This is a genomic window from Streptomyces sp. NPDC007901, assembly GCF_042959465.1.
GTDB lineage: Bacteria > Actinomycetota > Actinomycetes > Streptomycetales > Streptomycetaceae > Streptomyces.
On sequence record NZ_JBIBKW010000020.1, the window covers coordinates 153149 to 170282 of the forward strand.

The 17134-nt window shown below is 70.8% G+C and carries 14 protein-coding genes and 1 pseudogene; 2 read left to right on the forward strand and 13 right to left on the reverse strand.

What is annotated here, in order from left to right:
* Positions 1-36: 36 nt before the first annotated feature.
* Positions 37-1017: a zinc-binding alcohol dehydrogenase gene (locus ACFZDK_RS43310; protein ID WP_390981293.1), complete on the reverse strand. Its 981-nt coding sequence runs from the start codon at positions 1015-1017 to the stop codon at positions 37-39.
* A gap of 121 nt (positions 1018-1138) precedes the next feature.
* Between ACFZDK_RS43310 and ACFZDK_RS43315 the strand changes: the two genes are divergently transcribed.
* On the forward strand, positions 1139-1963 hold the full coding sequence (locus ACFZDK_RS43315; RefSeq protein WP_390981295.1) for a CDP-alcohol phosphatidyltransferase family protein: 825 nt from the start codon (positions 1139-1141) through the stop codon (positions 1961-1963).
* Positions 1964-2064: 101 nt separating this feature from the next.
* Here the strand turns inward: ACFZDK_RS43315 and ACFZDK_RS43320 are convergent, their stop codons facing one another.
* The 11 genes and pseudogenes from ACFZDK_RS43320 to fusA form a co-directional block, all read right to left on the reverse strand.
* Entirely contained in the window at positions 2065-2790 is a 726-nt protein-coding gene (locus ACFZDK_RS43320) for a DUF1775 domain-containing protein (RefSeq protein WP_390981297.1), read from the reverse strand.
* 51 nt (positions 2791-2841) lie between these two features.
* Entirely contained in the window at positions 2842-3435 is a 594-nt protein-coding gene (locus tag ACFZDK_RS43325) for a hypothetical protein (protein WP_390981299.1), read from the reverse strand.
* Positions 3436-3649: 214 nt separating this feature from the next.
* Entirely contained in the window at positions 3650-4138 is a 489-nt protein-coding gene (locus tag ACFZDK_RS43330; RefSeq protein WP_390981301.1) for a GNAT family N-acetyltransferase, read from the reverse strand.
* Complete coding sequence (locus ACFZDK_RS43335) at positions 4075-4317, reverse strand: DUF397 domain-containing protein (RefSeq protein WP_390981303.1); 243 nt, start codon at positions 4315-4317, stop codon at positions 4075-4077. Before ACFZDK_RS43335 ends, ACFZDK_RS43330 begins: the two co-directional genes overlap by 64 nt.
* Positions 4314-5182, reverse strand: a pseudogene (locus ACFZDK_RS43340) (Scr1 family TA system antitoxin-like transcriptional regulator). Before ACFZDK_RS43340 ends, ACFZDK_RS43335 begins: the two are co-directional and overlap by 4 nt.
* Before the next feature lie 166 nt (positions 5183-5348).
* A complete protein-coding gene (locus tag ACFZDK_RS43345) occupies positions 5349-7025 on the reverse strand; it encodes a DUF262 domain-containing protein (protein ID WP_390981305.1) in 1677 nt (558 codons plus the stop codon).
* Positions 7026-7123: 98 nt separating this feature from the next.
* Positions 7124-8482 carry a GH1 family beta-glucosidase gene (locus ACFZDK_RS43350; protein WP_390981307.1) on the reverse strand — a complete coding sequence of 453 codons (1359 nt, stop codon included), beginning with the start codon at positions 8480-8482 and terminating at the stop codon, positions 7124-7126.
* Positions 8483-8508: 26 nt separating this feature from the next.
* The gene (locus ACFZDK_RS43355) at positions 8509-9348 is read right to left on the reverse strand and encodes an ABC transporter permease subunit (protein WP_390981366.1); all 840 of its coding nucleotides are present in this window, start codon (positions 9346-9348) and stop codon (positions 8509-8511) included.
* A gap of 7 nt (positions 9349-9355) precedes the next feature.
* Positions 9356-10348: an ABC transporter permease subunit gene (locus tag ACFZDK_RS43360; RefSeq protein ID WP_390981309.1), complete on the reverse strand. Its 993-nt coding sequence runs from the start codon at positions 10346-10348 to the stop codon at positions 9356-9358.
* Between the two features lie 5 nt (positions 10349-10353).
* Positions 10354-11670: an extracellular solute-binding protein gene (locus tag ACFZDK_RS43365; protein WP_390981311.1), complete on the reverse strand. Its 1317-nt coding sequence runs from the start codon at positions 11668-11670 to the stop codon at positions 10354-10356.
* A 350-nt stretch (positions 11671-12020) separates the two neighbouring features.
* Positions 12021-14099 (reverse strand): elongation factor G, encoded by a 2079-nt coding sequence (gene fusA, locus ACFZDK_RS43370; RefSeq protein ID WP_390981313.1) that lies wholly within the window; start codon positions 14097-14099, stop codon positions 12021-12023.
* Between the two features lie 942 nt (positions 14100-15041).
* Here fusA and ACFZDK_RS43375 point away from each other — a divergent pair.
* Positions 15042-16277, forward strand: coding sequence for an MFS transporter (locus ACFZDK_RS43375; protein ID WP_390981315.1), 1236 nt, complete (start codon positions 15042-15044; stop codon positions 16275-16277).
* Between the two features lie 46 nt (positions 16278-16323).
* On the opposite strand, the gene ACFZDK_RS43380 is transcribed toward ACFZDK_RS43375, so the two are convergent.
* Entirely contained in the window at positions 16324-17133 is an 810-nt protein-coding gene (locus ACFZDK_RS43380) for an alpha/beta fold hydrolase (protein WP_390981317.1), read from the reverse strand.
* Position 17134 lies beyond the last annotated feature (1 nt).

Genomic DNA, 17134 nt, shown 5'->3' on the forward strand with positions numbered 1-17134 from the left:
GGTCAGGCGCGCTTGGCGGGCCAATCGGACGTTCCGTCAGCGGTTGTCCCCGTAGCGCACCCGGTGGCAGAGGGCCGGGATCTCCCCGGAGGCGAGCTTCGGGAGCAGCTCCGGGAGCTCCTCGAAGGCGCTCTCGCCCGTGATGAGGGCGTCCAGCGCCGGGTCGGCCAGCAGGTCCAGGGAGAGGGCGAGCCGGTCGGCGTAGCTGCGGCCGGACCGGCGCGGGGAGACGGTGCCGACCTGGCTGCTGCGTACGGTGAGCCGCCGGGAGTGGAACGCCTCGCCGAGCGGGAGGGCGATCCGCCGGTCGCCGTACCAGCTGAGTTCGAGGACCGTGCCCTCCGGCGCGAGGAGTTCCAGCGCGCGGGTGAGGCCCTGTTCGGTGGCGCTGGCGTGCACGACCAGGTCACAGCCGTCCAGGGCGTCCTCGGGGGCCGCGAAGTCCACGCCGAGGGCCTCGGCGGTCCTGGCCCGGGCGGGGTCGGCGTCGACCAGCTGGAGCCGTACGCCGGGGAAGCGGGCCAGCAGGGCGGCGACCGAGCAGCCGACCATGCCGCCGCCGATCACCGCGATCCGGTCGCCGACGAGGGGCGCGGCGTCCCAGAGGGCGTTCACGGCGGTCTCCACGGTGCCCGCGAGTACCGCGCGCGCCGGGGGTACCTGCTCCGGTACCACCGTCACCGCGCTCACCGGAACGACGTAACGCGTCTGATGCGGGTACAGGCAGAAGACCGTACGGCCGATCAGCCCATCGGGGCCCTGCTCCACGACGCCGACGTTGAGGTAGCCGTACTTCACCGGCCCGGGGAACTCGCCCTCCTGGAACGGCGCCCGCATCACGGCGTGTTGGCTCTCCGGCACCCCGCCCCGGAACACCAGTGTCTCGGTGCCCCGGCTGACTCCCGAGTACAGCGAACGCACCAGCACCTCGCCCTCGCCGGGCCCCGTGAGGGTGACGTCACGCAGCTCTCCGTGGCCCGGGGAGCGGAGCCAGAACGCGCGGGCCGAGGAGTTCATCGGCATCCTCCTGAACGATCGGGAAGTGGTTCACGTACGGAGATGTGCACAGCGAGAAGTGCACAGGCCGCGCACAGTACGCGGCGTTGATCGACTCTGTCACTCGGCCGGAGGACGTGCGGTGGCCCTGAACAACACTTACGAAGCCAGGCTGGTCCAGCAGGAGACCGCTGTGGGAGCGGGAGTACAGATCCTGTTGCTGGCGTTGCTCGGCTCGGCGATCGGCATGGGGCCGGCCGGCTGGTTGACGGGTCTCGCGTTCGCGATAGCCACCTGGGCGGTACTCTCCCGGGCCCTGCACCGCACCCGGCCGCGCTCCTTCGGCCCCGCCAACCGGGTGACCCTGGGCCGCGCGATCCTGGTCGGCGGGGTGACCGCGCTGGTCGCCGACTCCTTCGAGAGCTCCCCGCCGGTCACCCTGCTGGTGGGTCTCACCGCGGTCGCCCTCATCCTCGACGGCGTCGACGGCAAGGTGGCCCGCAAGACCGGTACGTCGACCGCGCTGGGCGCCCGCTTCGACATGGAGGTCGACGCGTTCCTGATCCTGGTGCTCAGCGTGTACGTGTCGACGCAACTCGGGCCGTGGGTGCTCCTGATCGGCGGCATGCGCTACGCGTTCGTGGCAGCGGCCAGGGTCGCGCCCTGGTTGAACGCCCCGCTGCCGCACTCCATGGCCCGCAAGACGGTCGCCGCGATGCAGGGCATCTGCCTGCTGCTGGCGGGCGCGGACCTGCTGCCCTACGCGGCCAACCTGGGCGTGGTGCTCCTGGCGCTGGGCTCGCTGCTGTGGTCCTTCGGGCGGGACGTGGTGTGGCTGTGGCGCAACGGGCGGGTCGCGGTGCGGGAGGCGGCGGCCGAGATCACGGTGACGGCCGAGGAGGCCGAGGAGGTCGACGCGTCCGTGGCGGCGCTGGAGCGGGAGCTGCTGGAACTCGCGGTCCGGTAGCCGAGGACAGCACGAGAAGGGGCCCGGACCGGGGGATGGTCCGGGCCCCTTCTCGTTTGCCCATGTCGTTTGCCTACAGGCATGCGCCTACAGGGGTTGGGCTACGACCGTGCGCTCCGCGTCCGTACGAAGGTGAACGCGGCCGCCGCCAGGCCCAGGGCGCCGACGATCAGGCCCGCGATGCCGAGGCCCCGGGCGGTGGAGTCGCTGGAGTCGGCGGACGCGGTGGCCGGCTTGGCGCTGCTCTTGGCCGCCGGTGCCGTGGACGCGGCGGCCTCGTCCCCCGCCGCCGTCAGCTTGAGCGTCGGCGCCGGGTTCTCCGGTTCCTCGTCACCGCTCTGGGCCTCCTCGATCCAGCGGACGACCTTGCCGTCGGAGTACGTCTGCAGGGTCTTGAAGGCGAGTTCGTCGGTGTCCTCGGGCAGCTGGCCGAAGGCGACGTCGAAGTCCTCGAACTGGCCGGCGCCGATCTTGCCGCCGGTCCAGGTGATCTCGGAGACGGCGTCGGTGATGGTGCCGTCGTCGGTCTTCACGGGCGTCTTGAGCTTGCTGGTGGTGACCTTGGCGGTCCAGCCGTCCCGCGGGCTGACGAGCACGCCCAGGACCGGGTGGTCGGTGGGCAGGTAGACCTCGACCTTGGTGGTGGTGGCGGTGTCCTCCTCGTTGGGCACGCGGAAGGTCAGCACGCCGTCGGTGGCGCCCTTGGCGTAGCTCTCGGGGTGGACGGTGACATGCGCGGCGGCGACTCCGGCGGCGACGAGGACCGACGTGGCGGTCAGCGCGGTGACGGTGGCGGCGCGGCGCAGGACAAGGCGGGTTGTGGACATGGGTGAACGGATCTCCGTACGGCTGAAGTGTGTTAGAGGCTGTTACTGCTGTTAGGCCGTATACGGGATCGGGGGGCCACGTCGGCTCACGGCGTGCCGCAGCGCCAGCAGCCGGGGCCGGACCGGGTGGGCGAGGGCGGGGAGACGGTGGTCGGCCGGGGCGGGCAGCGGGGCGTCGTGCCACCAGGCCGCCAGGCCCGGCACGAGCGCGACCGCGCGGCGCAGCAGCGACCAGAGCGCGGCCTCGCCGCACCGCAGCCACCAGGAGGCGACGAGCGCGGCGGCGACATGGGCGGCGGTGGCGTGCGCGGTGAGGAGGTGCGGCTGCTGCGCCATGCCGGCCATGGCGTCATCGTGCATACCGGCCATCGCCATGCTGTGCGCGGGGGCGGCCGGGCGGGCCGCGTCGAAGCCGAAGTGCAGGCCGGCCTGGGTCAGGAGCATGCCCGCGCCGATCTCCGGGAGTCCGCGCTCCCGTCCCGCGAGGGCCCGCCCCGCGGCGAACACGGCCAGGAACCCGGCCGCGTCGGCCCAGAGCGGCGGCAGGTCGCCCATCGCCAGGCCGTGGCCGGCGGCAGCCAGGAGCACGCACACCGCGGCGAACACCGCGGCACGCAGGCTCCGTACCGCCGGTGACGCACTCATGGTGAGCGATCCTCCCACGGTCGGGTGGTACGCGAGGTGTGGACGCCCCGTTCACTCACGGCTGGGGATTTCCCGTGCGGCCGTAGCAGACCGCTGTGCGGACACGGGCCCGGACGTCGGCCGGGGCAGCACCGCGCGGCCGAGCCCGCCCCGGCCGCCCTGACCGGCGTCAGCCTGACCGCCGAGGCCGAGGGCGACCGTGCGGTGCGTATCATCAAGCCCGGGTCGCCGCCCGCCCCAGCGGAAGCTCGAAGTGCACGACCCCCTGCCCTGCGCCCGGTTCCTCGCGCTCGTCGAGCACGCCCTTCCCGAGCGACCGCCAGAACGCCTCGGCGCCGGGCACGGCGGGGTCGGTGTGCAGATACACGGCCCGGTACCCGCCGTCCGCGACGGCGAAGTCGACCAGCCGGGCCACCAGTTGCCGGGCCATCCCCCGCCGACGGCACTCCGGCCGCACATACAGCCGCCGCACCTGGGCGGTCTCCCCCGAGGGATACCGCTGGGCCAGCTCCCGGGGATTGGGCGGATGCGCGGGCCCCCGCGAGTCGAGCGCCCCGGTCCCGACGACCCGCCCACCCGCGTCGACGGCGACCAGCAGGGCGTGCCGGCGGGAGGCGAGATAGGCCGCGCCGGGGTCGACTATGTCCCCGTGCCAGCGCGGCACGTACCCGGTACCGAAGTCCCGGTAGACGGTGTCGAGCATGACGGCGCGGGCGCCGCCGAGGTCGTCGGGGGTCGCCGCCCTGATGCGAAGTGCGGGCGGGACACGTCCTTGGAGTCCCGTATGCGGACGGCCTGTTCGGTGACAGCGACCTCGATGCAGTCGTCCCCCTGGCTTCCGCTGTAGCTCGACTTGAACCAGGCGAGTTCCGTCGTGCTCATAGTTCTCCTCGCAGTCGCTCCAACAAGCCCTGCGATCCTTTGGGGTTGAGGGCCTGCGAGCGCAGTGTGTCATAGCGCTGCTGGAGCAGGCTCACCTCTTTCACGTCACTGATCAGCCGCCCGTTCTGCTGCCCTTCCGAGTACGCGAACCGCCGCCCCTCCGGCGTCTCCAGAAGCCGGACCGGCCCGTCCAGACACGCGTGCGGCCCCGCCTCCAACGGCACGATCTGAAGCGTCACGTTGCACAGGGCGGCCCGCTCCAGCACATGGTCGTACATCTCGCGCATCTGCTCCGCGTCCCCGAACCGCCGCCGGAACACATGCTCCTCGACGATGAAGCTGAACGGCACCGTCGGCCGCTCGTACAACACGCGCTGCCGCTTCATCCGTACGTCGAGCAGGTTCTCCAGCCCCTCGTCCGTGACCACCGGGATGGTGCCGTCGAACACGGCCCGCGCGTATCGGTCCGACTGCAACAGCCCCGGCACCAGCCTGCACTCGTACGTACACAGGATCACCGCGATCCGCTCCAGCCGGGCCCACTGCCGGAACCAGACCGCCAGCCCTCTCTCCCCGCGCGTCAGAAACTGGGCCGCCTTCCTTGACGCCCGGTGTTCCCCAGCGCCTCCTCGGCCCGCTCCACGAACGCCCGGTCCGGCATCCGCCTCCCCAACTCCACCGACGCGACCGTGTGTTTGGAGAACCGCACCGGTTCGCCGAAGTCGGCCCTGCCGTACCCGGCATGCTCCCGCAGCGCCTGGACGACGGCCCCGAAGGTCCGCAGGCTGTCGGAGGGGTCCGGCTCCCGCTCCACCTCACAGCCCGTCGGATCGTCGCCGTCGCTCTCGTCCACGCCGTTCGTCATACGCGGCCACCTCCAGGTACGTGCGCGCTCCGCTCCCCGCGATCAACTCACCCAGAGTGACGGAAAGATCCACGTACCGTCTACGGATTGCCCTCGTACGCTGACGCAGCGTACGCACCGCGTACCTGGATCCCTGTCGGTCCCGACGGACGCGCCTCCAGGGCGGTCACAGAGCCCATTCCGTGGCCAGCAGGTCGACAAGTCTCCGCTGCTGCGCCGCGAGTGCTTCCGGCGTCCAGTCGTCGTGCTGAAGTACCTGACTGGTCAGGGCGAACGGAACGGAGCCGCCGCGGCCCGTGAAGTACCTGGCCTTCTTGGCGGCGAAGTCGTAGTTCTGGGCGGCGGAGTTCTTCGCCCGGTTGAGCAGAACCAGGTTGCCGAGCCGGTGGGTCCAGTGCTCTCGCTGTGCCCTGTCGAACAGATCCACCCACCGGGAGTCGGCACTCGGATTCTGCGGCAGTACGTGCTCGACGGTGATGAGCGGCAGGTCGTACTTCACGCCATGGGCCTCCGAGAGCAGTTCGTCCACACGGAGCAGGACGAACTTGCGGGTCTTGGCGACGAGGTACAGCTCGCCCTCGAGTCGGGAGCGCGTCTGCGACTTCTCGGTTTCGGTCAACTCGAACGCGGGAGAGTCCAGGCCCTGGCCCTGGTCGAGTTGGCGGAGGAGCTCGGCATAGCGTGTCACGCGTGGCGTGGTGTAGACGCGCCGGATGAACATGCTCGCGGACAGGCGCTCCAGGGCCTTGAGGAAGCGGTCGAGCCAGACCGGGTCGTGTTCGTGGTTGCGCAGGGCCCACAGTGCGGCGGGCCGCCAGTCGTTGTTGTCGGTCTGCTGGAGGCGCTTGAACCAGGCGTTGACCTTCTCCGAGCCGAATGACGCCTCGTACCGCGCGTCGCGGATCTGGGCGTATGCCTCGGCGTACGGTACGACCACGTCGTTGACGAAGACCTCGGCCTTGCCGGGCAGGTACTGGTTGAGAACCTGCGTGGGAAACTCCTTGAGCAGTTCCCGTTCCGCGCGCTTCTTCTCGTAGATCATGCGCAGGTGAAGGAACAGATCCGCGAAGTCGTCCCGGCCCAGGGTCTCTTCGGCATCCTCCCACCTGCGTGCGCAGTCCTCCGACTCCTGCGCGTCTTCCAGGGCCCCGATGATCTGCGACTTGAAGATGTCGGTGGGCGACAGGTCCAGCCCCCTGGAATTCATCACGCTGAAGATCCGGTGCGCACTCTCCAGGTCGGGGGTGGCGACCACGACCAAGAAGGTCCGTTCGCCGAGCATGCGGACCAGACCGAGACGGCGTTCCTCCGACCAGCGGGCCAGTTCTCGGTACAGGGCGAGCGCGTTGTCCCGCACCGCTTTCTGCGCGTCCGTCGGCAGCGTGTTCCTGTCGATGCCGAGGAGCGTCTCGATGGCTCCGCTGGTCTGGACGTGTTTACGGAAGAACTCGGCGTCACGTGGGCGGGGTCTGAGTCTTGGCTTGGGCATGAGCCCGAGGATCGGGTCGCCGGGCTGGTTGACCAGCTTGTGCAGGGCATCACACAACTCGGGAGTGGTCGTCAGGTCCCGGAGGACCGAGAGCAGGATGGTCAGCGTGGTGAGACGCTGCTGACCGTCGATGACGTCGGACCTCGGTTCTCCGCTCGTTTTGACCAGGACCAGCGAACCCAGGAAGTACGGCTCGTCGGTCCCCCGCTCCAGCGCCTCCGCCAAGTCCGTCAGCAGTTGGACGGCCTGCTCCTCCTGCCAGGCGTACGGGCGCTGGTAGTCCGGTATGCGGAAGTCGTAGTCGCTGCTGAAGACCTTGTGCAGGGGCATCTCATGCGCTTCGAGCTTTTGCATGCGCTCATCATGGCGGGCCCCGCCGACACTCGTTGCCGACCTTCCCGAAGTGCCGGGGCGCTCGCACCGGGCCGGACGTACGCCCGGCCCGGTGGGCGTCAGGCCGCCTTGCGGGCCTGTCCCCGGTGGTCGCGGATGATGTCCGCGTACCGGCGGCCACTGCCCTTGATCGTGCGGACCTGGGTGTCGTAGTCGACGTGGACGAGGCCGAAGCGCTTGTCGTAGCCGTACGCCCACTCGAAGTTGTCCAGCAGCGACCAGGCGAAGTAGCCGGCCAGCGGGGCGCCCTTGCGGGCCGCCGAGGCGCAGGCGGCGAGGTGGCCGGCCAGGTACTCCTGGCGCTCGGGGTCGTCGACCGTACCGTCGGGACGGACCACGTCCGGGTAGGCGGAGCCGTTCTCGGTGACGTACAGCTTGCGGGCCCCGTACTCGTCCGTGAGGCGCAGCAGCAGCGTCTCGATGCCGCTCGCGTCGATCTCCCAGTCCATGCCGGTGCGCGGGACGCCGGGGCGGTGGACCGAACGGGCGTAGGGCGCCGGGCCGTTCGGGTCGTCCTCGATGTACGCCGGGAAGTAGTAGTTCAGGCCGAGCCAGTCCAGCGGGGTGGCGATGGTCTCCAGGTCGCCCGGGCGCTCGGGGAGTTCGACGCCGTACGTCTCGACCATGTCGGCCGGGAAGCCGCGGCCGTGCACCGGGTCCAGCCACCAGCGATTGACGTGTCCGTCGTGGCGGCGGGCGGCGGCCACGTCCTGCGGGCGGTCTGTCGCGGCGAAGACGGTGGAGAGGTTGTTGACGATGCCGACCTGGGCGCGGGGCGCGGCGGCGCGGATCGCCTGGGCGGCCAGACCGTGCCCGAGGAGCAGGTGGTACGAGGCGCGGACGGCGGCCGTGAGGTCGGTCCAGCCGGGGGCCATCGTGCCCTCCAGGTGGCCGATCCAGGCCGAGCAGGAAGGCTCGTTGAGGGTGGTCCAGTGGTGGACGCGGTCGCCGAGACGGTCGGCGACGACGGAGGCGTACGCGGCGAAGCGCTCGGCGGTCGCCCGCTCGGGCCAGCCGCCCCGGTCCTGGAGCGCCTGCGGCAGGTCCCAGTGGTACAGGGTGACCGACGGGGTGATGCCGGCGTCCAGCAGGGCGTCGATCAACCCGTCGTAGAAGTCCAGGCCCTTGGCGTTGACCGGTCCGTCGCCACCGGGCCGCACCCGCGGCCAGGCGACCGACAACCGGTAGGCGTTGGCGCCGAGTTGCCGCATCAGACCGATGTCCTCGCGCCAGCGGTGGTAGTGGTCGCAGGCGACGTCGCCGTTGTCGTCGCCCGCGATCTTCCCCGGGGTGTGCGAGAAGGTGTCCCAGATGGAGGGTGCGCGGCCGTCCTCGGCGACGGCCCCCTCGATCTGGTACGCCGCGGTTGCCGTGCCCCACAGGAAGTCGTGTGGGAGGGCGGCGAGGTCGATGGTCACGTAAGTCCTTTCGGAACCGGGAGGGTTCACTTGACGGCGCCGGCGGTCAGCCCGGCGACGAGATAGCGCTGGAGCAGCAGGAAGCCGGCCACGACGGGGACGCTCACCACGAGCGAGGCGGCCATGATCTGGTTCCAGTACACGTCGTTGAGCGTGGAGTAGCCCTGGAGACCGACGGCGAGGGTGCGGGTGGTGTCGTTGGTCATGACGGAGGCGAAGAGGACCTCGCCCCAGGCCGTCATGAAGGCGTAGACGGCGACCGCGACGATGCCGGGGATCGCGGCCGGGACCACGATCCGGAAGAGCGCGCCGAGCGGTCCGCAGCCGTCCACCAGCGCGGCCTCGTCCAGGTCCCGCGGGACCGAGTCGAAGTACCCGATCAGCATCCAGATCGAGAACGGCAGCGAGAACGTCAGGTAGGTGAGGATCAGGCCGCCCCGCGAGCCGAACAGGGCGATGCCGGTGGCGTTGCCGATGTTGACATACAGGAGGAACAGCGGGAGCAGGAAGAGGATGCCCGGGAACATCTGCGTGGACAGCACGGTGACGGTGAAGACGCGCTTGCCGCGGAACTCGTAGCGGCTGACCGCGTAGGCGGCGAACACCGCGACCACGACCGAGCAGAGGGTCGCCGCGATCGACACGATCAGCGAGTTCACGAAGTACTTGGCCAGCGGGACCGTCGACCAGATGTCGATGTACGGGCGGATGGTCAGCCCGCTCGGCAGCCAGCGGAACTTGCCGGTGACGTCCGCGAGGGGCTTCAGGGAGCTGGAGATCATCACGTACACAGGGATCAGCACGAACCCGGTGAGCAGCGTGAGGAAGATCCGCCGGGACCAGAGGAAGGAGCGCGGCGGGGCCATGGGCGAGCTAGACATCCGAGGTCCTCCGTCCGCGCGAGGTGAACACCAGGTACACGCCGGTCACCACCAGCAGGAAGAGCAGCAGGAGCACGGACATGGCCGAACCGGTGCCGAAGTTCCAGGTGACGAAGGAGGCCTGGTAGATGTGGACCGAGATGAGGTCGGCGGCCTCCGGGGCGGACTTGCCGAACAGCACGTACGGTGTGTTGAAGTCGTTGAACGTCCACAGGAACAGGACCAGGATCAGCACCTGGTTGACCGGGCGCAGCGACGGCAGGGTGATCCGGCGGATCTGCTGCCACAGGCCGGCGCCGTCCAGGGCGGCCGCCTCGTACAGCTCGCGCGGGATGTTCTGGAGTCCGGCCATCACGATCAGGAAGGCGAACGGCCAGCCCTTCCACACCGACACGATGAGCAGCGCCCAGAAGCTGTTGTCGCCGATCAGCCAGAAGGACGGCTGGTCGGTGAGGTGCAGCTGGTCGTGCAGGACGTGGTTCACCAGGCCGTTGTCGTGCTGGAACATGAACACCCAGGTGATGACGGCCGCGTAGACCGGCAGCGCGTACGGCACCAGGAACAGGGCCCGCAGCAGGCCCCGGCCCTTGAAGGTGTCCTGCATGAACACCGCGGCGGCGGTGCCGATCAGCCAGCACAGGCCGACCGACAGGAGGGTGAAGCCGACGGTGACGAAGAAGGAGTGCAGCAGGGCCTTGCCGACCGGGGCGTCGAAGTCGACCGACATCTTGTAGTTGCCGAAGCCGGCCCAGGGGGCGGTGGTCCAGTCCCGGATGTAGAACTGGGTGAGCTCCTTGAAGCTCATCACGACGCCGATGACCATCGGGACGAGATGGACGAGGAGTTCGAGGAGCAGGGCGGGCAGGAGCAGCAGGTAGGGCAGTCCGATGCGGCGGATCCGCCCGGGGCGGCGGCCCGAGCCGCCCGCCGCCCCGGGGGAGTTCACCCGCGCCGGTTCTTGCACAGCGGTGGTGGTGGTCGTCATCGCGTTCAGGCCGCCGGCATCTGCTGCTGGGCCTTCTCCAGCTCGGCCTTGACGGAGTCGGTGGTGATGGTGCGGCCGGCGGCCGCGTCGGCGAACAGGTTCTTCACGGCCGTACCGACGGTCGTCTCGAACTGCGACTCCGAGGCCACCTGGGGCAGCGCCGCGGCGCTGGTGGCCAGGGTGTTCTTCAGGACGGAGTTGGCCGGGGTGTTGAAGGCCGCGTCCTCCTGGGCCGCCTTGACCGGCGGGATGGAGCTGTAGGCGGTGTTGAGGATCTTCTGCTCGTCGTCACTGGTCATGAACTTCACGAACTTGGTGGCGCCGTCGAGGTTCTTGGTGTTCTTGAAGACGGCCAGGTTGATGCCGGCCACCATCGAGTTGACCTGGGCGCCGGTGCCGGGGGTGCCGGACTGGACCGGGACGGGCGCGATGCCGTAGTCGCTGTCGCTCATGCCCTGCGACTTGAGGTTGGCGGAGGCCGACTGCCACAGCAGCATGGCCTGCTTGCCCTTGGCGAAGTCGCTGACCGACTGGTTCTGTGCGTACTCGGCGTCGCCGGTCGGGATGACCTTGTCCTTGGCCATCAGGTCGACGTACTGCTTGACCCCGGCGACGACCTTGTCGTTGGTGAAGTCCGGCTTGCCGTCGGCGGTGAAGAAGTCGCCGCCGTTCTGCCTGGCGAAGACGAAGGTGTGGTGGATGTTCTCCGAGACGTTGCCGCCCTCGGCGCCGAGCACCGACTTGCCCTTGGCGGATATCTTCTTGCCGTCGGCGATCAGCTCGGCCCAGGTGGCCGGGGGCTGGGAGATGCCGGCCTCGGCGAAGATCTTCTTGTTGTAGTAGAGCGCGTACGCCATCGAGTACAGCGGTACGGCCGCCGGGTCCTTGCCCTCGGCGCCGGTGGAGCCGAGCGCCGAGTCGACGAAGCGGTCCTTGCCGCCGATCTTGTCGAAGTTCTTGGCGTCCCAGGGCAGCAGCGCGCCGGTCGCCTGCAGCGAGGCGCTCCAGGTGTTGCCGATGTTCAGCACGTCGGGGCCCTGGCCGGAGGTGGTGGCGGTCAGGATCCGGTTGAGCAGGTCCGACCAGGGCACGACCTCCAGCTTGACCTTGATGCCGGTCTGCTTCTGGAACTTGTCGAGCTCGGGCTGGAGCACCTTCTTGTCGATCTCGATGCTGGCACCCTGGTTGGAGGCCCAGTAGGTGAGCGTCTTCGGGGAGTCGTCGGACCCGCCGCCGGTGGACGAACCGCCACCGCAGGCCGTGGCCGCGAGGGCGAGAGACATGGTGACGGCGCCTACGGCCGCGGCTCGGATGCTGCGCATGGCTCCAGCTGTGCCTTTCCGGGAGTCGAGAACCCCGAGAGGGCTTCGCGCGTTCGGCTCCCGAAGCCCCTCATGGCTTAATTTAGGACGTGAGTTAATCCTCGGAAGGCTGGCTCGTCAAGGGATCCGGCACGGGTATCCGCGCAGGCAGGCCGGGGAGCGGCCGGTTCCGGGACGGTGGCGCGCCCGCGTCCGCCTGTGTGACCTGGGCCGAAGCCGCGCGACCTGGCCGAAGAGGGGCCGGGCGCCGTTCCACAACGGTTGTGTTTCGACGGGTCGTTGCCCGCGGCGGTGGGGGTCGGGAGCCTGTCCCCGACCCCCACCTGGGGTCACCCCCACCTGGGGTCACCTCACCGGACGGGCGTCGCAGCCGGGGCCGGGGCCGGGGCCGGTGCGTAGCCGGTGGGGCGGGTGGTGAAGGTGCCGCGGCCCTGGGTGCGGCTGCGGAGCCGGGTCGCGTAGCCGAACAGTTCGGCAAGCGGCACCGTGGCCGTCAGGACCGCCGCCCCGGCCCGGGTCTCCGAGCCGGTGACCCGGCCGCGCCGGACGGCCAGGTCGCCGAGCACGCCGCCCACCGCGTCCTCGGGCACGGTGACCGTGACCTCGGCGACCGGCTCCAGGAGCACCATCGCGCAGGCCCGCAGGGCCTCCCTCAGGCCGAGCCGGCCCGCCGTGCGGAACGCCGTGTCGGAGGAGTCCTTCACATGCGTCGAGCCGTCGGTGAGGGTGACCCGCAGCCCGGTCACCGGGTGCCCGCCGAGGGGGCCCTCGGCGAGCGCGTCCCGGCAGCCGGCCTCGACCGCGCGGACGTACTCCTGCGGCACCCGGCCGCCGGTGACCGTCGACCGGAACGCGAAGCCGCCCTCGGGCCCGAGGGGCTCGACGTCCAGGACGACATGGGCGAACTGCCCGGCCCCGCCGGTCTGGTGGACGTGCCGGTGGACCAGGCCGGTGACCCCGCGGGCCACGGTCTCCCGGTGGGCCACGCGCGGCCGGCCGACCGTGACCTCGGTACCTCCGTCGCGGCGGATCTTCTCCACCGCGACCTCCAGGTGCAGTTCGCCCATCCCGGACAGCACGGTCTGCCCGGTCTCGGCGTCGGTCCGCACCGCCAGGGAAGGGTCCTCCTCGGCGAGCCGGGCCAGCGCCTGGGCCAGCCGGCCGGTGTCGGTACGGCGGCGGGCCTCGACGGCGACCGAGACCACCGGTTCCGCGGTGCCGGGCGGTTCCAGGAGCAGCGGGGCGTCCGGGTCGCACAGGGTGGCGCCGGGCCGGGCCGACCTCAGGCCGACGACGGCGACGATGTCACCGGCCACCGCCCGGTCGAGGGGCTGGTGCCGGTCGGCCATGACACGGAGGATGCGGGCGACGCGTTCGGTGCGGCGGGTGGCCGGGTCCATCACGGTGTCTCCCTTCTCGATCGTGCCGGAGTAGACGCGGACATGGGTGAGGCGTCCGGTGGCGGTCGCGGTCACCTTGAACGCGAGCGCCGCGAACGGCCCTTCGGGGTCGGCGGGCCGTTCCCGCTCGGCACCCTGGTGGGTACCGCGTACCGCCGGGACGTCGAGCGGCGAGGGCAGATAGGCCACGACCGCGTCCAGGAGCGGTTCGACGCCCCGGTTGCGGTAGGCCGAGCCGCACAGGACGACGACGCCCTCGCCGCTCAGGGTGAGCTCGCGCAGGGCGGTGACCAGCGTGCCGGTGGACAGCCGGCCGGGAGGCGCGCAGAACTCCTCCAGCGCGGCCGGGTGCAGTTCGGCCACCGTCTCCTCCAGCGCGCGCCGCCGCCGGGCCGCCGTCTCCCGCAGTTCCTCGGGGACGGGCCCCTCCGTCGCCGTACCGCCGTCGTCCGCCCAGACCAGCGCCCGCATGTGGACGAGGTCGACCACGCCCGTGAAGCCGTCCTCGGTGCCGATGGGCAGCTGGACGACGAGCGGGGCCGGGTGCAGCCGGGCGCGGATCGACGCGACGGCCCGGTCGAGGTCGGCGCCCGCGCGGTCCAGCTTGTTGACGAAGGCGATCCTGGGGACGCCGTGCCGGTCGGCCTGCCGCCACACCGACTCGCTCTGCGGCTCCACGCCGGCGACCGCGTCGAAGACGGCGATCGCGCCGTCGAGGACGCGCAGGGAGCGTTCGACCTCGTCGGCGAAGTCGACATGGCCGGGGGTGTCGATGAGGTTGACGCGGTGGCCGTCCCAGGCGCAGCTGACGGCCGCGGCGAAGATGGTGATGCCGCGATCGCGTTCCTGGGGGTCGAAATCGGTGACGGTGGTGCCGTCGTGGACCTCGCCGCGTTTGTGGATGGTTCCGGTGGCGAAGAGGATGCGTTCGGTGACGGTGGTCTTTCCGGCGTCGACGTGGGCGAGGATGCCCAGGTTGCGAACGGCGGCAAGGGGGCTGACGGAGTTCGGGTGGAGTTCGGTGCGCATGACCCGGTGCCTTTCGAATGCGGGTTCCCGGAATGACTCCCGGAAGGGGCAGCGCAATTTCCCGTGCGGCGAAGTCGCCGAGCCATGACTGACGGCACGTCAAACATTAGGTATATGCCGGTGGTTGCTCGGATCGGTCGCGTGTCACGGCGTCCGGTGCCGGCCGCGCAGCGGGCACCGGAGGAACGGGGACACGAGGATCACCTCGTAGCGGCAACGGGGAGAGACGGCAGCGGTGCGGTCACGCATGGCCCTCTCCCTCTCATTCGTCGGAACCCGTCACGGCAAAGCACGGCGACCGCGTTCTGCGGCTACGGTGCGTGATACCCGGTGAGTGTAGGCAGGGTCGCGGAGCTGGGCACTTGGTTTTCGGCCGGGCGGGGCGGCCGAACTTCCCGGAGATACCGGTTCGTTCCCTTTTCTCCGCCCGTCGGGGAATGGGACGAGCCGTTGTCCCGGCCTTTTCCGGTCATTCATCCGGCCGGCACCGATAACCCCTTCGGCCCGGAAGGTTCATTCCGGATCGGCGCGCCGGGCCGGGGCGGTTCGCCGGCCGAGACCGCCGCAACTCCAGCGATTGGCCGAAAAACACGCTTTACGGCTCCCAGCGGGACATCCGTGCGCCCATCAGCCGCACCGGCGGCGCGGGTTCGGGAAAGGACGCCCGGAACGCCCCGGATGCACATCTTCCCGGAGTGCCGTGCGAAGCGGCCCTTCCGGTAACGGTCCGGCCGGAGTTGGTGTGGAACATGTGTGGATTTTCGGTGAAGCACTCCGTGTGGCTGAGAAATTGGGATCCCGCCCGGGGTTCCGGCGGGCCGCGCAAAGGACGGGAAGCGGTTCCTCCCGGTGGCCGGTGGACGCTCTAGCACTTCACGAGCAGGCCTAATCTGATGCGCGAGCAGGTCGAATGGGCCCGGCAAGCGGACGGATTGGACAGGATTGGACACGCAAAAGTCGCGGAGGGCGCCGTTCGCCGCGCTGCGCCGGGGCACCGCCATGCCGGTCGCCGCGCAGATCCTCATCGCGGGAACGCTCTTCTCCAGTCTCGGCGACACTCTCGCCTCGCTGGGACTGGTGCTGCACGCGGCGGACCACGACATCCGCTTCGGGGTGACCGAGGTGATGCTGGCCCAGCTCGTCCCCACGGTGGTCGCGGCACCGCTGATCGGTTCGGTGGTGGACCGGTTCAGTGCCCGCGTGGTGTGTCTGTGGGCCCTGCTGCTCCAGGCGCTGTCCCTCGGTGCGGCCACCGCGGTCGGCGGATTCCATGTGAAGGTGGCGCTGATCGCGCTGGCGGCGCTGGCCGGCGTGGCCTCGGTGGCCGCCGGGTTCAAGATGCTGCCCGCCGTGGCGGGCGAGAGCCACACCGGACGGGCGAACAGCCTGCTGACCGCGGGCCTGTCGGTGGCCGGGCTGATCGGGCCGCCGCTGGCCGGTTTCCTGAACTCGCTGTGGGGCACCGGCGTGCTGCTCGCCACCGACGCGGTCTCCTTCCTCGTCCTCGCGGGCTGCACCATGCTGGCGGTGCCGAGCACCGTGGACGTGGCGATCGGCCGCCGTCCCGCGACCCGGCTCGCGGACGGCTACCGGGCGCTCAGGGACGCGCCGGTCGTGGGCGCGCTGATGCCGGCGCTGGCGGCGGCGATGCTGGCCACCAGCATCGAGAGCGTCGCGGGCGTCTTCTACCTGCGGGGCGTCGCCGACGGCAACGACACCGTCTTCGGTCTCTTCCTGGCCACCTGGGCCCTGGGGTCCATCCCCGGCGCGCTGCTCGCGGGCCGCCCGGGCTGGGAGAACCGGCACACCCTGCTGATCATCGGCGGGGTCCTCGCCATCTCGCTGGGGCTGATCCTCGCCGGTCTGCTCCCGGTCGTCTGGGTGATCTTCCCGCTGTTCCTGCTGGCCGGGTTCGGCAACGGCGCCTGCAACGTCGGTCTGCGCAACGCGGTGCACGTCCATGTGCCGGCCGAGGTGCACGGCAGCGCCTGGGCCTGCTTCCAGGCACTGTCGCGCACCTGCATCGGCCTCGGTTATCTGCTGGGCACCCCCAACAGCCTGGTCTCCAGCCGGGGCCAGGTGATCGTCTCGGGTGTCATCCCGCTGGTGGCCATGGCGTGGGCGGCCCTGGTCATCCTCCGGCGCGGCGAGCGCACCCTGACGGAGCCCTCAGCCTGAGCGACCGACCGACTGGTCGGAAAGTAGCGGGTCACGTGGCACGGCGTCACACCCGGGTGCCGGCGAGATGGCCGAGGAGTTCCGCGTTCACCTCGTCGGGCCGCTCCAGATAGCCGAAGTGGCCGCAGCCGGGGATCTCCGTGTACCGGCAGCCGGGGATGGCGTCGGCGAGTTCGCGGGTGAGGCGGGGGCGGACCACCACGTCGTCGGCGAAGGCGACGGCCAGGCAGGGCCGGGTGATACGGCGGTAGGCGGCCAGCCGGTTCGGGATCAGCTCCAGGCCCAGCTGGGCGCGGACGGCGGCCGGATCGGGGAGGGTGAGCTCGAACAGGCTCAGCCAGTCGGTGAGCCGCGCGTCGTCGTCGAGGGTGCGGGGCGAGAGGTTCTGCAGGGCGTGCCGGTGGGCCGCGACCGCGGGCGGGAGCCGGATCCCGCTGTCGGCGAGCGCGAGGTCGGCCGCGGAGGCGGCGGCGATCAGCGCGTCCGTACGGCCGCCGCCCGCCAGCAGGACGGCCCGGTCGACGAGTTCGGGCCGGGCCAGGACGACCTCCTGCACGATGATCGCGCCCAGCGAGTGCCCGACCAGCCGGCACGGCGCCGCGCCGAGGTGCTCGATCAGCGCGGCGGCGTCGGCGGCCAGGTCGGCGAGGGTGAAGGAGCCGGGCGGCTCCGGGCCCAGCCCCCGGTTGTCGAAGGTGACGACCCGGAGGCCGGCCCGGCGCAGCGCCGGCACCTGGTGGGCACGCCACACCCGGCCGGGGGCGCCGGTGCCGGCGACCAGCATCACGGCCGGGGCGCCGGCGGCGCCGTACTCCTCGTAGGCGAGGTCCCTGCCGTCGATCCGTGCGTACGGCACC